17 protein-coding genes are annotated in these 13,336 nt (G+C 68.0%); 13 read left to right on the top strand and 4 right to left on the bottom strand.

What is annotated here, in order from left to right; genetic code table 11:
- Positions 1–37: 37 nt before the first annotated feature.
- Positions 38–1,042 (bottom strand): cobaltochelatase subunit CobS, encoded by a 1,005-nt coding sequence (gene cobS, locus ACE5C1_RS05940; RefSeq protein WP_374943142.1) that lies wholly within the window; start codon positions 1,040–1,042, stop codon positions 38–40.
- Between the two features lie 33 nt (positions 1,043–1,075).
- Positions 1,076–1,759 carry a winged helix-turn-helix transcriptional regulator gene (locus ACE5C1_RS05935; RefSeq protein ID WP_374943141.1) on the bottom strand — a complete coding sequence of 228 codons (684 nt, stop codon included), beginning with the start codon at positions 1,757–1,759 and terminating at the stop codon, positions 1,076–1,078.
- A gap of 68 nt (positions 1,760–1,827) precedes the next feature.
- On the opposite strand from ACE5C1_RS05935, the gene ACE5C1_RS05930 reads away from it, so the two are divergent.
- From ACE5C1_RS05930 to ACE5C1_RS05905, 6 genes are read left to right on the top strand one after another with little or no spacing between them, the layout of a single operon-like run.
- Positions 1,828–2,511: a glutathione S-transferase family protein gene (locus tag ACE5C1_RS05930; protein ID WP_374943140.1), complete on the top strand. Its 684-nt coding sequence runs from the start codon at positions 1,828–1,830 to the stop codon at positions 2,509–2,511.
- Positions 2,508–2,864 (top strand): DUF1428 domain-containing protein, encoded by a 357-nt coding sequence (locus tag ACE5C1_RS05925; protein WP_374943139.1) that lies wholly within the window; start codon positions 2,508–2,510, stop codon positions 2,862–2,864. Before ACE5C1_RS05930 ends, ACE5C1_RS05925 begins: the two co-directional genes overlap by 4 nt.
- 55 nt (positions 2,865–2,919) lie before the next feature.
- Positions 2,920–3,696 (top strand): VOC family protein, encoded by a 777-nt coding sequence (locus tag ACE5C1_RS05920; RefSeq protein ID WP_374943138.1) that lies wholly within the window; start codon positions 2,920–2,922, stop codon positions 3,694–3,696.
- A gap of 2 nt (positions 3,697–3,698) precedes the next feature.
- The gene (locus ACE5C1_RS05915) at positions 3,699–4,184 is read left to right on the top strand and encodes a VOC family protein (RefSeq protein WP_374943137.1); all 486 of its coding nucleotides are present in this window, start codon (positions 3,699–3,701) and stop codon (positions 4,182–4,184) included.
- Positions 4,177–4,845: a dihydrofolate reductase family protein gene (locus tag ACE5C1_RS05910; RefSeq protein WP_374943136.1), complete on the top strand. Its 669-nt coding sequence runs from the start codon at positions 4,177–4,179 to the stop codon at positions 4,843–4,845. The genes ACE5C1_RS05915 and ACE5C1_RS05910 overlap by 8 nt, the downstream gene beginning before the upstream one ends.
- Positions 4,842–5,489 carry a glutathione S-transferase family protein gene (locus ACE5C1_RS05905; RefSeq protein WP_374943135.1) on the top strand — a complete coding sequence of 216 codons (648 nt, stop codon included), beginning with the start codon at positions 4,842–4,844 and terminating at the stop codon, positions 5,487–5,489. Before ACE5C1_RS05910 ends, ACE5C1_RS05905 begins: the two co-directional genes overlap by 4 nt.
- Positions 5,490–5,493: 4 nt before the next feature.
- Here the strand turns inward: ACE5C1_RS05905 and ACE5C1_RS05900 are convergent, their stop codons facing one another.
- Positions 5,494–6,093 (bottom strand): J domain-containing protein, encoded by a 600-nt coding sequence (locus ACE5C1_RS05900; protein WP_374943134.1) that lies wholly within the window; start codon positions 6,091–6,093, stop codon positions 5,494–5,496.
- A gap of 39 nt (positions 6,094–6,132) precedes the next feature.
- On the opposite strand from ACE5C1_RS05900, the gene ACE5C1_RS05895 reads away from it, so the two are divergent.
- From ACE5C1_RS05895 to ACE5C1_RS05875, 5 genes are read left to right on the top strand one after another with little or no spacing between them, the layout of a single operon-like run.
- A complete protein-coding gene (locus ACE5C1_RS05895; RefSeq protein WP_374943133.1) occupies positions 6,133–6,432 on the top strand; it encodes a BolA family protein in 300 nt (99 codons plus the stop codon).
- Positions 6,433–7,140, top strand: coding sequence for a glutathione S-transferase (locus tag ACE5C1_RS05890; protein ID WP_374943132.1), 708 nt, complete (start codon positions 6,433–6,435; stop codon positions 7,138–7,140).
- A complete protein-coding gene (locus tag ACE5C1_RS05885; protein WP_374943131.1) occupies positions 7,137–7,595 on the top strand; it encodes an NUDIX hydrolase in 459 nt (152 codons plus the stop codon). Before ACE5C1_RS05890 ends, ACE5C1_RS05885 begins: the two co-directional genes overlap by 4 nt.
- Entirely contained in the window at positions 7,585–8,484 is a 900-nt protein-coding gene (locus ACE5C1_RS05880) for a pirin family protein (RefSeq protein ID WP_374943130.1), read from the top strand. Before ACE5C1_RS05885 ends, ACE5C1_RS05880 begins: the two co-directional genes overlap by 11 nt.
- 16 nt (positions 8,485–8,500) lie before the next feature.
- Positions 8,501–9,379: an alpha/beta fold hydrolase gene (locus ACE5C1_RS05875; protein ID WP_374943129.1), complete on the top strand. Its 879-nt coding sequence runs from the start codon at positions 8,501–8,503 to the stop codon at positions 9,377–9,379.
- A gap of 770 nt (positions 9,380–10,149) precedes the next feature.
- Here ACE5C1_RS05875 and ACE5C1_RS05870 read toward each other — a convergent pair.
- Positions 10,150–11,199, bottom strand: coding sequence for a DUF2332 domain-containing protein (locus ACE5C1_RS05870; RefSeq protein ID WP_374943128.1), 1,050 nt, complete (start codon positions 11,197–11,199; stop codon positions 10,150–10,152).
- A gap of 44 nt (positions 11,200–11,243) precedes the next feature.
- On the opposite strand from ACE5C1_RS05870, the gene hisG reads away from it, so the two are divergent.
- Positions 11,244–11,906, top strand: coding sequence for an ATP phosphoribosyltransferase (hisG, locus tag ACE5C1_RS05865; RefSeq protein ID WP_374943127.1), 663 nt, complete (start codon positions 11,244–11,246; stop codon positions 11,904–11,906).
- Positions 11,903–13,198, top strand: coding sequence for a histidinol dehydrogenase (gene hisD / locus ACE5C1_RS05860; RefSeq protein WP_374943126.1), 1,296 nt, complete (start codon positions 11,903–11,905; stop codon positions 13,196–13,198). The genes hisG and hisD overlap by 4 nt, the downstream gene beginning before the upstream one ends.
- The last annotated feature ends 138 nt before the right edge of the window (positions 13,199–13,336 follow it).

Genomic DNA, 13,336 nt, shown 5'->3' with positions numbered 1-13,336 from the left:
CTCCATGCGGACCAACTACCTTAGTCCACTCTCCGCCTCAAGCCTTTCCCACCACGCTCTCCGGCAGGTCCTTGCCGAAAACCCGCTGGTAATATTCCGCCACCAGCGGCCGTTCCGCCTCGTCGCACTTGTTGAGGAACGAAAGCCGGAACGCGAAGCCGACATCGCCGAAGATCAGCGCATTCTGTGCCCAGGTGATCACGGTGCGCGGGCTCATCACGGTCGAGATGTCGCCGTTGACGAAGCCCTTGCGGGTCAGGTCGGCGACGCGGACCATGCTGTCGACCGCCTTCTTGCCGTCGGGCTTGTCGTATTCGCCCGATTTCGCCAGCACGATCTGCGCCTCGACCGCGGCGGGCAGGTAGTTGAGCGTCACGACGATGTTCCAGCGGTCCATCTGCCCCTGGTTGATCTGCTGCGTGCCGTGGTACAGCCCGCTGGTGTCGCCCAGCCCCACCGTATTGGCGGTCGCGAACAGGCGGAACCAAGGCGAAGGACGGATCACCCGGTTCTGGTCGAGCAGCGTCAATTTGCCCTCGGTTTCCAGCACCCGCTGGATCACGAACATCACATCGGGACGCCCAGCATCGTATTCGTCGAAGACGAGCGCGGTCGGGGTCTGCAACGCCCAGGGGAGCAGACCCTCGCGGAACTCGGTGACCTGCTGCCCGTCCTTCAGCACGATCGCATCGCGCCCGATCAGGTCGATGCGGCTGATGTGCGCGTCCAGGTTGATGCGGATGCACGGCCAGTTGAGCCGCGCCGCGACCTGCTCGATGTGCGTCGACTTGCCGGTGCCGTGATAGCCCTGCACCATCACCCGCCGGTTGTGCGCGAATCCTGCCAGCACCGCCAGCGTCGTATCGGCATCGAATACATACGCCGGATCGAGATCGGGCACGCGCTCGTCGGCCTCGCTGAACGCGGGCACCTGCATGTCGATGTCGAGCCCGAACAGGTCGCGCACGCTGACCATCTTGTCGGGCGCGTCGAGGATCGTCGATTCGCGGCTGTCGGGCTGGGTGTTGGGGATATCGGTCATGCGGCAAGCCTTAGGCCAAGGCGCACGCGCGACTCAACCGCTCACCTTTGCCGGGAATGGGAACAGGGTGACGAACCGTTCGGCGGCGGCGCGGTTCCCCGTCACGCTCAGCACCCCTGCAGCTTCGGCATTGGCGATCGGGCGGTTGCCGTAGATCACGCCGATCAACTTGCCCGGCTCGCCTGAGAACACCGCATCCGCCGCCGCTGGATCTTCGCGGCGCGCGCGGAACTCACGGTCGGCGATCGTGCCGACGAACACGTCCCCCGAGGACCGAAAGCCGATCCGCGCGGTCCATCCGCCCGCGCGCGCAGGGTCGAACAGCGCGCGCAGCGACATCATCAGCGAGGCGGGACTGAGGAACAGCGAGGGGTCGTGCGCCGGGGATCGCAACGCCCAGCGGACCATCGCCTCGAAGATCGGCTCGCTCTCAAGGCCCCATTCGGTCAGTTCATAGACCTGGACGTTCGCGGGCGACGGCAACCGCCTGCGCCGCACGATGCCCGCCGCTTCCAGCCCTTCCAGCCGCTGGGTGAGCAGGTTGGCGCTGACGCCCGGCACGTTCGCGCGCACCTCGCCGAACCGACGCGGCCCGAACATCAGCTCGCGCACGATCAACAGCGACCATCGCTCGCCGACCAGATCGAGCGCAAGCGCGGTGCCGCAGGCATCATCGTAGCGACGTCGTGTCGGTTCGGTTGTTTTTTCTAACTTCACGGTTGCTTTCGATAAGCCCATTGGGCATCCCATGCAAACACCGATTCGAAAAAAGGAGAGGGACTCGAATGACCCCCGTCATCACCACCTTCGACTGGGTGCCCGATTTCGCCCGCGGCTTCGTCCGCGACGTGCGCGCGCGCTGGGCGTGCGAAGAGGTCGGGCTGCCGTACCGCACCCACCTGATCGACTTCGACGAGGCCAAGAGCCCCGATCACCGCGCGGGCCAGCCCTTCGGGCAAGTACCGACGTGGGACGACGGCGAGGTCGCGATCTTCGAATCGGGGGCGATCGTCCTCCATATCGCGCGAACCCTGCCCGGGCTGCTCCCCGGCAACCGCGCCGCACGCGCCCGCGCCGAGCAATGGGCGATCGCCGCGCTCAATTCGGTCGAGCCGACGATCTTCGACCTCATGCAATGCGACCTGTTCGAGGCCGACAAGCCCTGGTCCGCGCAGCGCCGCCCCGCGGTCGTCGACCGCCTGCATGCGCGCCTGCAGGGCGTCGCGAACGCGCTCGGGGACGCGCCGTGGCTCGATGGCGACGCCTTCACCGCGGGCGACCTGACCATGGTCAGCGCGCTGCGCCAGATCGGCGATGCGTCGCTGCTTGCCGAGCACGCCAAGCTGGCGGAGTATGTCGCCCGCGGAGAGGCTCGGCCCGCCTTCGTCCAGGCGATGGCCGACCACCTCGCCGCCTTCGAACCCGCCGACCGGATGCGGGCGGCGCAGACACAGGAGCAAGCCGCATGAGCTATATCGACGGATTCCTGAGCCCCGTCCTGCCGGGCGTCACCCCCGAGGCGTACCGCGACTTCGCCGCCAGGATGGCGTCGGTCGTCAGGGAACACGGCGCGACCCGCGTCGTAGAGGCGTGGGAGGACGACGTCGCCGACGGCAAGGTCACCGACTTCCGCCGTGCGGTGCACCTAGGCGAGGGCGAGACGGTCGTCTTTTCCTGGATCGAATGGCCCGACAAGGAAACCCGCGACGCGGGCTGGCCCAAGGTGATGGCCGACCCACGATTGCAGCCCGGCGACACGCCGATGCCCTTCGACGGCCCACGCATGATCTACGGCGGGTTCCGGGTGCTGGTGGACGAGTGACCGACGCAAGCCCTCCCTCGCGATAGCGAGGAAGGATCAATCAGGAGAGACCCTCATGATCAATCCCCACGGCACCCCCATCTGGTACGAACTCGTCACCGCCGATCCCGACGCGTCCAAGACCTTCTACGACGCGGTGATCGGCTGGACGATCGAGCCGCAGCCCTCCGGCCCGATGGACTATCGAATGATCGACACCGGCGACGGCCTGGTCGGCGGTGTGATGCGGATGACGCCCGAGATGGAGGCGGGGGGCGGCAAGCCCCGTTGGCTGTTCTACGTCGGCGTCGACGACGTCGATGCCACGGCGGAGACGATCAAGGCCAAGGGCGGGCAGGTTCACATGGGACCGTTCGACCTGGAGGGCGTCGGCCGGATGGCCTTTGCCGCCGATCCGCAAGGCACGCCCTTCTACATCATGCGGGGCGCGAGCGACGCGTCCAGCACTGCGTGGCACCGTGACGCGGCCGGCAAGTGCAATTGGAACGAGCTCGCCACCCCGGACGAGCAGGCGGCCAACACCTTCTACGCCGAGGTCTTCGGCTGGACCTATCCCGGCGGGATGCCGATGGGCGACATGGGCGAGTATTGCTTCGTCGAAGCGGGCGGGCAAACGATCGGCGCGACGATGCGCGCCGCGCCCGATAGTCCCACCGGCTGGCTGTTCTACTTCGGCGTGCCCGACGTCCACGCCGCCAAGGCCGCGGTCGAGGCGCACGGCGGCACTGTCCGCCACGGCCCTTCCGAAGTCCCCGGCGGCATGATGACCGTCGTCGCAAGCGACCCCCATGGCGTCCACTTCGGTGTCGTCGGCCCGAACAAGGAAGCATGACGATGGCCCGCATCGCACCCTGCCTGTGGTTCGACGGCACCGCACACGATGCCGCGACCTTCTACGCTGCAACCTTTCCCGACAGCCGCGTCGACGCGGTCCACCGCGCGCCCGGCGATTATCCGTCGGGACAAGAGGGCGACGTGCTGACGGTCGAGTTCACCGTCTTGGGCATGCCCTTCGTCGGCCTGAATGGCGGACCGCATTTCACCTTCAACGAGGCGGTGTCGTTCCAGGTCTACACCGACGACCAGGCGGAAACCGACCGCTATTGGCACGCGATCGTCGAGGGCGGCGGCAGCGAGTCGCAGTGCAGCTGGTGCAAGGACCGCTGGGGCCTGTCGTGGCAGATCGTCCCGCGCGCGCTGACTCAGGCGCTGGCCAGCCCCGACAAGGCGGCCGCCAAACGCGCGTTCGAGGCGATGATGACGATGACCAGGATCGATGTCGCCGCGATCGAGGCGGCGGTACGGGGCGACGATGCGTAGAATCCTGGGCGCAATGTTCCAGTCGCTCGACGGCGTCGTCCAGGCGCCTGGGGGCCCTAGCGAGGACTGGACCGGCGGCTTCGCGCTGGGCGGCTGGATGCCCGCGGCCGCCGACGAGCTGGTGGGGCGAACGATCGACGCGTTCTTCGCCGGGCGGTTCGACCTGCTGCTCGGGCGGCGAACCTACGACATCTTCGCCGGCTATTGGCCCTTCTACGACGGCGAAGAAGCCGCGCCGATAGCCGTGTCGTTCAACCGCGCGGGCAAATATGTGCTGAGCAGCGGCGACCAGGCACTGCCGTGGGAGAACAGCCACCGCTTGGGCGGGATCGACGCGCTCGCGGCGCTCAAGGCAGAGGATGGTCCCGATCTGCTGATCCAGGGATCGAGCACGCTCTACCCCCAGCTGCTCGACGCCGGGTTGCTCGACCGGTTGACGACGATGACGTTTCCGGTCGTGCTCGGGGGCGGCAAGCGGCTGTTCGGCGAGGGGACGCCATCGGGCACGCTGCGGATGACGGCGCACGAGGTCTCGCCCGGCGGCGTGGTCGTCGCGACCTACGAGCCTGCCGGCGCAGTCGCGATCGGCACGTTCCCTGGGCCGCCGACGAGCGCACGCGAACAGGAAAGGCAGGGCCAGATGCGCAGGGGTGGCTGGTGATGCTGGAGCTCTTCGGCCACCCTTTCTCGTCTTATACCTGGAAGGCGCTGATCGCACTGTACGAGACCGGCGCGCCATTCCAATTCCGCAATATCGCTGGCGACGAACACCCCGAGAACGAGGCTGCGTTCCTTGCCCACTGGTCGGTCGGCAAATTCCCGCTGCTGGTCGACGAGGGAATACCGATCATCGAATCGACCGTCATCGTCGAGCATGTCGCCCCCGGCCTGATCCCTCTCGACACGGACGCCGCACGCGAAGCGCGGATGCTCGACCGCATCTTCGACAACCATGTGATGACCCCGGTTCAGGCCGTGGTTGCCGAGCATCTGCCGTTCTTGACGCCCACGCCCGACGCCGCGCGGATAGCGCGGGCGCGCAAAGCGCTCGACAAGGCTTATCACTGGCTCGATGCGCGGCTCGCGGGAAGGGATTGGGCAGCGGGCGCTGACTTCACGCTGGCCGATTGCGCCGCCGCGCCGTCGCTGTTCTATGCGGACTGGGTGCACGGGATTCCGGCATCTTTCGCTACGCTGCGCGCTTACCGCGCCCGTGCGCTCGCGCGCCCGTCGGTCTCGCGCTGCGTCGAAGAGGCGCGGCCGTACCGCCATTTCTTTCCGCTCGGCGCACCCGATCGCGACTGATGCGTCACGCGAACGCCGCCGCCCGGCGCAGATGCTGGTACGCCGCGATCACCTTTTGCAGCGCTTCCTCGTGGCTGCGGTCGCCGCCGTTGCGATCGGGGTGGTAGCGGCGGACCAGCTCGCTGTAGCGTCGGCGCAGCGCGGTCCGGTCCGCATCCGCCTCCAGCCCCAGCACCTTGAGACTCGTGCGGTCCTGCGCCGACAGCGGCTTGCCGTCGGCGCGCCCTTCCCCGCGCTCCTGCCGCAACCGCGCCGCGATCGCATCGAGCGGATCGGCGAAATCGGCCCAGCGCGGCCCCCGATCGCCGGTGCCCGAGAACGCCCGCGTCTCGCGCTCCCACCCCGCATACGGGCGCTGCGCCAGGTGGATCTCGTCGACGGTCATGCCATCGAAGAAATTGTAGCGCGAATTGAACGCGCGGACATGCTCCAGGCACATCCAGCGGAACGGGCGTGGCCCGGCGCCGGGCGCACGCGCCTCACGCGATGGCGCGCGGAACTCGCCGGGCTCGGGGCAGCCGGACACCGCGCACGGCTCGCCGACGCCTTCCACTCGCCCGTGGAAGCGCGCCCGCGTGTTCTTTCCTTCCTTGTCGGCTGCCACCAATTCCCCGCATCAGGCAAAGCGGGCTATATAGGCGCGATGACAGCCACTTCCACCGCCCCGCCCGCGCCTCCTCTTGCCGACGTGATCGCCGATCGGCTGACCGCGGCGCTGTCCCCGACCCGGCTGGCGGTTGTCAACGAGAGCCACCTCCACGCCGGCCACAGCGGCGACGACGGCACCGGCGAGACCCATTTCCGCGTCGAGGTCGAAGCGACAGCGTTTACCGGCTTGACTCGTGTCGCGCGGCAGCGGCTGATCAACCACGCGCTCGCCGACCTGCTCGCCACCCGCATCCACGCGCTGGCGATCGGCGCGCGCGCACCGGGGGAAAGCTGAATGGCCTACGACCTGTGGTATTGGCCCTCGATCCCCGGCCGCGGCGAATTCGTTCGCCTGCCGATGGAGGCCGCGGAGATCCCCTATGTCGACCGCGCGCGCGAAGGCGGCGCCGAGGCGCTGGTCGCCGACATGGCCGCGCGTACCGGCCGCACGCCCTTCGCCCCGCCCTATATCGCGCTCGACGGACTGGTCATCTCGCAGGTCGCCGTCATCCTGATGTTCCTGGGCGAACGTCACGACCTGGCGCCGTCGAACATGGCCGACCGGCTCTGGCTCAACCAGGTCCAGCTGACGATCGCGGACATGGTCGCCGAGGTCCACAACGTCCACCACCCGGTGTCGGTCGGCGCTTATTACCAAGAGCAGAAACCCGAAGCGTTGCGCGCCGCCGAGCAGTTTCGCGAGGGGCGGATGCCCAAGTATCTCACCTGGTTCGAGCATGACGCGGCGTGCAATCCGGGCGAGTGGCTGATCGATCACCGCTGGACCTACGCCGATTGCTCGCTGTTCCAGCTGGTCGAGGGGCTGCGCTACATGTTCCCCCGCCGCATGGCGACGCTGGAGCCGCGCTTCCCCAACCTGATCGCGATCCATGACCAGATCGCCGAGCTACCCGGCGTTCGCGCCTATCTGAAAAGCAATCGCCGCATCGCGTTCAACGAGGACGGCATTTTCCGCCATTATCCCGAGCTCGACGCCGAATGAGACTGCCCCGCCCCGCCGCGCGCATCCTGCTCGTCGACGCGGCGGCGCGCACGCTGCTGATGCGCTTCGCTCCCAGCGACCGCCCGCCGCTCTGGTGCACCCCGGGTGGCGCGGTCGACCCGGGCGAGACGTACGAGGCCGCGGCGCGGCGTGAGTTGTGGGAGGAAACCGGCCTCGACATCGACTGCGGACCTCAGGTGGCGCAGCGCACCGCCGAGTTCCTGACCTTCGAAGGCGTCGAGGTCACCGCCGACGAACGTTACTTCCGCGTCGACATCGACGCCCACGACGTCGCGCACGCCGCGCTGACCCCGCTCGAACGGCGCGTGATGACCGGCGCGCGCTGGTTCACCCGCGCCGAGATCGCGAGCCACGACCCAAAAGCAGATGGCGTGATCTACCCCGCCGACCTCATCGCCCTTCTCGATGCCACGGAGCCCGCGCATGTTCGATAGCTTCATTGAGCAGGTCCTCACCCCCGTCACCCACGACCTCGGCGGGTTCAAGGTCCACCGCACGCTGCCGCACAAGGCGCGGACGATGGTCGGCCCGTTCCTGTTCTTCGACCAGATGGGGCCCGCGCAGCTCGATGCCGGCGGCGGTATCGACGTGCGTCCGCACCCGCACATCAATCTGTCGACCGTGACCTATCTGTTTGACGGCGCGATCAACCACCGCGATTCGCTCGGCACCGCCAAGCGGATCGAACCCGGCGCGGTCAATCTGATGACCGCGGGACACGGCATCGTCCATTCCGAACGCTCGCCCGGCGACGAACGCGCGGCCGGGCCGCAGCTGTCGGGCATCCAGACGTGGCTGGCGCTGCCCGACGGCAAGGAGGAGATCGACCCCGCCTTCGAGCATGTCGCCGCCGACGACCTGCCGGTGATCTCCGACGATGGCATCCTCACCCGCGTCGTCATGGGCGAGCTGTGGGGGCGCCGCGCACCGACGACCGCGTTGGCCGGCGCGATCTACGCCGACATCCGCCTGCGTGCGGGCGCATCGGTGCCGATCGATGCGGTCGCCGAAGAGCGCGCGGTCTATCTCGCGTTCGGCGAAGCGACGCTGGAGGGCATGCCGCTCGAAGCCCAGCGCCTTTACGTCCTGCGCCCCGGCATCGCCGCGACCTTGCGTTCGGAGACGGGCGCACGCGCAATGCTGTGCGGCGGCGACGCGTTCGCAACGAAGCGCCACGTCTGGTGGAATTTCGTCAGCAGCCGCCCCGACCGCATCGCCGAAGCCAAGCGCGCGTGGACCGCCGGGGAGTTCCCAAAGGTGCCCGGCGACGACAAGGAATGGATCGCCATTCCCGAGGTCCCGAACACGGTCAGCTATCCGTAGGCACTCAGGAGAGACCATGCCCGACGCACTCCAACGCATCGCCCTGCCCACCGGTGTCGACTTGGACGTCCAGATCGCCGGCGACCCCGCCGCGCCCGCGATTATCCTGCTCCACGGCTTCCCCGAATCGCACCGCACCTGGCGCCATATCCTGCCCGATCTCGCGCGCGACCATTATGTGATCGCCCCCGACCAGCGCGGCTACGCACGCTCGTCCAAGCCCGAGGGCGTCGACCAATATACGCCCGACAAGATCGTCGCCGACCTCCTCGCGCTCGCCGACCATTTGAAGATCGACACCTTCACCCTGGTCGGCCACGATTGGGGCGGCGCGGTCGCGTGGATGGCGGCGCTCGGGCACCCGGAGCGCGTCACGAAACTGGTGATCGTCAACGCCCCCCACCCGCTGGTCTTCCAGCGGACGATCTTCGACGACCCGGAGCAGCACAAGGCAAGCCAGTACATCCGCCACTTCCGCGACACCACGATCGACCAGGGGCTGGTCAACGCCGGCTTGGAGCGGTTCTTCTCGTCGACCTTCGCCAAGGTGCTGACCACCGCGGTCGCGGGCGAGGACAAGGCCGCGTACCTCAACGAATGGGGCCAGCCCGGCGCGATGACCGCGATGCTCAACTGGTACCGCGCCAGCGCCATCCAGGTCCCCGCGATGGACGAGCAGCCCCCCCGCCCCGCCTTCCTCGACGCACCTTTCCCGCCCACGACGATGCCGGTGCTGGTCATCTGGGGCATGCAGGACAAGGCGCTGCTGCCGAGCCAATTGGGACTCGCCGACTATGTGCCCGACCTGACCATCGAGAAGGTCGACGCGGGGCATTTCGTGCCGTGGGAAAACCCGCAAGCGGTGATCGCCGCGATGCGGCGATGGGGGGTGTGATCGAGGCGGCTTAGCGAACGACCGCTTACGCCCAATAGCGGACATGACCACTTTAAGTTATGCCCATCGCATGGATCGATTTACCACGATTGTGTGGATCGCCGGAGCGGCCTTGGCGCTACTCTCCTGCGACGCAATGCCCCAAACTTCTCAAAGAAGTAAGCAGCCCGGATCAGGCGCACCAAGAAGTATACTTTTAAAAGACCCGCGATCTGGACTGGTGTTTGAGGACGGTCCCTTGTGGAGAGCGGGTGGTTCTGAACCACGTGGCCCAAATGATTTTTCTAGCAGAAGACAATGGCGAGCTTGGGCAAAACCAGCTTGGACTAAGACGTGTCGCGATCTCGTCGTTAAGACCGTTCTAGGCCGTGTCCCCAGGCAAGGACGAGCGTATAGACGACTGCAAGGCCTTGGCGAAGTGCCAATCGATCTACTAGCTGGAAAAGGTGTGCTGCTGGCTGACGGGTTCACAATACCCGTAGTATGGGTGTGGTCCGATTGGCCGGATGAGAAGGGCGACCCCTTGGCCTATAAAGAGCAGCGATTCACCATCGCGCGATCTCCAGGCGTGGCCCTGTGGCGCATCTGGCCGCACCCGATCTTGCACGAGGGCCCAGTGTGGAGCGACGATGTTGTACGCACATGCGACAACTTAAGCGCCCATCTAGACGGCTGAAGTGCGATTACTCATTGTCCGCTTTCCACCCCACCCGGACATTCGCGACCATCTACCCCTCGTAAGCCCCTCGTCGCATCACATAGTCCCGAGTCTAGTATCGTGGCGCCAGCCCCTCTACCCAAGCCCCATGCGCATGGGTCAGCGCCACCAGCTCCATCGGCCTGTCACCCGGCCAGCCCTTCACTCGCACCTCATGCCGGTGGAGGTCGCGGTTGGGTTCCATCATCAGCCAGCCGAGCGGGCGCTCCGCCGTCGCGCGCGCGCCCGCCGCGTCCATCGCCGCGCGGATGCGTTCGCGGCGGTCGGCGGGGATATACTGCCAGACGACCGAGTGCATCAGCACCCGCGTCACGCCTGCGTCCTGCGGCTCGGCCAGCCGCGCCTCGACCCAGTCCGCGGCGTCCCCCTGCTCCAGCGCGACGCCGTGTTCGCGCACCAGCCGGATCGCGGTCTCCAGTCGCACCAACCGCTCGGCGGCATCGACCCAGCAATACGCCTCCAGCCGCGCCGCCTGTTCGGGCAAGCGCACGTCGACCGGCGCGATGTCGACCCCGCGTACGCTCAAGATCTCGATCCGAGCGCCCGGTGGCGGCGGCCCGCGCCACGCCGGAACGATCGCCAGCGGCGCATCCTTCGCCCCCACCCGCACGCCGCCCAGATCGAAGCGGAAGCGGTCGATCAGCAGGTTCAGCCCGGCGCTCGACCCGATCTCCAGTAACTCGACGCAAGGGCCGAACCGCTCCGCCACGTGCAGCAACCCCGTCATCAGCCCCGCCGAGCGCCCCGCCTCGTTGGTCTGCGGCGGCCCGTCGAGCCACGGCAGCAGCGCCGCATCGTGTCGCGCCAGCACCCCGCACAGCACGTCCTCTGCACCTTCGACCGTCCGCCCCTCGAACACCGCCGACAGCGCCGGGTCGACCCGCGCCCGGTGCAACGCATGCAAGCCCCCGACCAGCCGCAGCGCCAGCGCATCCGCCACCGGCTCGCCGGCCCAATCGAGCGCCTTCGCGCCGGTCAGCGTATCGCGCGTCAGCGCGTTGGCGAGCGCCAGCGACACAAGCGCGGTCACCGGCGCGGCCATCGCCTCGCAATAGGCCGCCTGGATGCGGAACGACTCGCGGTTGGCGTGCTCGTCGGCCATCCGCATCTGTTGCGCCGCCCACGACCCCTCCGTAAAGCCCGCGCGTGCCCGATCCCATTATCATCGCTGTGCCCAAGGGCCGCATCCTCGCCGAAGCGCTCCCGCTCCTCGCCGCGGCCGGCATCCGTCCCGAGGCCGCATTCGGCGACGAGAACAGCCGCGCGCTGCGCTTCGCCACCGACGACCCCGGCATCGCGCTGATCCGCGTCCGCGCGTTCGACGTCGCCACCTTCGTCGCGCACGGCGCGGCGCAGCTCGGCATCGTCGGCTCCGACGTACTCGCGGAGTTCGCCTATTCCGAGCTCTACGCGCCGGTCGACCTCGGCATCGGCCATTGCCGCATCTCGGTCGCCGAGCCGGCGGAAATGGCCGAGAATGACGATCCCCGCGGCTGGAGCCACGTCCGCGTCGCCACCAAATATCCGCACATTACCGCACAGCATTTTGCGGCGCGCGGCGTGCAGGCCGAATGCGTGAAGCTCAACGGCGCGATGGAGCTCGCCCCGACGCTCGGCCTCGCGCCGCGGATCGTCGATCTGGTGTCCTCGGGCCGGACGCTGAAGGAGAATGGGTTGGTCGAGGTGGAGGTGATCGCCGAGGTCACGTCGCGTCTGGTCGTCAACCGCGCCGCGATGAAGACCCGCGCAAGGGTGGTGCCGCTGGTCGAGGCGTTCCGGCAGGCGGTTGCTGCAAGGGCGGCGGCATGATCCGCCTCGACACCCGCGACCCCGGCTTCGCCGCGCAGTTCGACGCACTGGTGAACGCTCGCCGTGAGGCCGACGCCGATGTCGCGCGCGACGTGTCCGCGATCATCCGCAGCGTCCGCGACCAAGGCGAGGCGGCGGTGCGTGCCTTAACCCAGAAACTCGACCGCCACGACCTCGACGCCAGCGGCTGGCGGATCGAACCCGCGACCTGCGAACGCGCCTTCGACGCCCTCGACTCGACCTTGCGCGACGCCCTCGTCCTCGCCGCCAACCGCATCCGCGCGTATCATGAGAAGCAGCGCCCAGCCGATACCGACTACACCGACAGCGCAGGCGTCCGTCTCGGCGCCCGCTGGCGCGCGGTCGACGCGGCGGGGCTCTACGTCCCCGGCGGCCGCGCCGCATACCCCTCGTCGTTGCTGATGAACGCCATCCCCGCCAAGGTCGCAGGGGTAGAGCGGATCGCGATGGCGACCCCGACCCCCAACGGCGAGGTCAACCCCCTCGTCCTCGCCGCCGCGCACCTGGCGGGGGTCGACGAGATCTGGCGCGTCGGCGGCGCGCAGGCGATCGCCGCTTTCGCCTATGGCGCTGGCCGGATCGCGCCGGTCGATGTCGTCACCGGCCCCGGCAACGCCTGGGTCGCGGAGGCCAAGCGCCAGCTCTACGGCGTCGTCGGCATCGACATGGTCGCGGGGCCGAGCGAAATCGTCGTCGTCGCGGATGCCAAGAACCCCGCCGACTGGATCGCCGCCGACCTGCTCAGCCAGGCTGAGCACGATGTCACGACCCAGTCGATCCTGTTCACCGACGATGCCGATTTCGCGGACAAGGTCGCGCAAGCAGTCGACCGCCAGATTCCCGAACTCGCCACCGCCGCGACGGCGCGCGCCGCCTGGGACGCCAACGGCGCGATCGTCGTCGTCGAACGGCTCGAGGACGCCCTCCCCCTGGTCGACCGCCTAGCCCCCGAACACCTCCAGCTCGCGGTCGACTTGCCCGATGCCCTGTTCGACCGCATCCGCCACGCCGGCTCGGTCTTCCTCGGCCGCCACACCCCCGAAGCGATCGGCGATTACGTCGCCGGCCCCAACCACGTCCTCCCCACCGGCCGCCGCGCCCGCTTCGCCAGCGGCTTGAGCGTGCTGGACTTCATGAAGCGAACGAGCTTCTTGGGGCTGGACGAGAGTGCGCTAACGGAGCTTGGCCCGGCGACGGTCGCATTGGCGAACGCCGAGGGGTTGCCCGCACATGCCATGTCCGTAGCGGTCAGGCTACGGTTCAACCATTAACAGGCTGCTGAAAAAGGGCTTGGCTATCGCGCTGTGAGGTGATTCATCGAGGCAGGACGCGATAAACGGGGCCGATGGATGCGCGGTACGGACGAACGATCGGGCAAGCTGTTCTCCTACGTCGATCTGGAAGAGCGG

Origin of the sequence: Sphingomonas sp. (genome assembly GCF_964263785.1) — a bacterium.
GTDB lineage: Bacteria > Pseudomonadota > Alphaproteobacteria > Sphingomonadales > Sphingomonadaceae > Sphingomonas.
The sequence above is the reverse complement of the archived record's forward strand: the minus strand, read 5'-3'. Positions and strand labels throughout refer to the sequence as shown.